Source organism: Ruegeria sp. I3 (genome assembly GCF_056532525.1).
This window is the reverse complement of the sequence record NZ_JBQFNI010000030.1, coordinates 1-652: the sequence shown is the minus strand read 5'-3', so window position 1 is coordinate 652 and position 652 is coordinate 1. Positions and strand designations below refer to the sequence as shown.

Genomic DNA, 652 nt, shown 5'->3' with positions numbered 1-652 from the left:
TAGTAATCGCGTAACAGCATGACGCGGTGAATACGTTCCCGGGCCTTGTACACACCGCCCGTCACACCATGGGAGTTGGTTCTACCCGACGACGCTGCGCTAACCTTCGGGGGGCAGGCGGCCACGGTAGGATCAGCGACTGGGGTGAAGTCGTAACAAGGTAGCCGTAGGGGAACCTGCGGCTGGATCACCTCCTTTCTAAGGATGTATCTAGTTAGATTTGTTCGCAAATCTCGCGATACACTTAGCAGAAGATCAACAAACAAAGTTGATCAAACTCATGGACCGAGCCGTCCTCATATCTCTTCAGAACACATCAGGCCTGCACCGCTGTGAGGTCTGGCCCTCTCGGCATTGCTTCGCAACGCCTGCCGGGCAACGTCGATTTGCTGGAAGCAAATCAACTGGGTCGGTAGCTCAGGTGGTTAGAGCGCACGCCTGATAAGCGTGAGGTCGGAGGTTCAAGTCCTCCTCGACCCACCAAGACATTTTTTGCGAAGCAAAAAAAGTCGTTGTCGCGGCAGTTGCTTTTGGTCACAAAAGCAATGAGAGCGACCTTTGTGGCCTCAAGTAGCCGAATAGGCGGTAGGCCAAAAAAGATGGGGCCTTAGCTCAGCTGGGAGAGCGCCTGATTTGCATTCAGGAGGTCAGG

General features: G+C 54.1%; 1 tRNA gene and 1 rRNA gene. Both read left to right on the top strand.

Annotation, left to right across the window (positions count from 1 at the left end):
* A 16S ribosomal RNA gene (locus tag ACR0L9_RS20635) occupies positions 1 to 198 on the top strand; the annotation flags it as partial.
* 208 nt (positions 199 to 406) lie between these two features.
* Positions 407 to 483, top strand: a tRNA-Ile gene (locus ACR0L9_RS20630).
* The last annotated feature ends 169 nt before the right edge of the window (positions 484 to 652 follow it).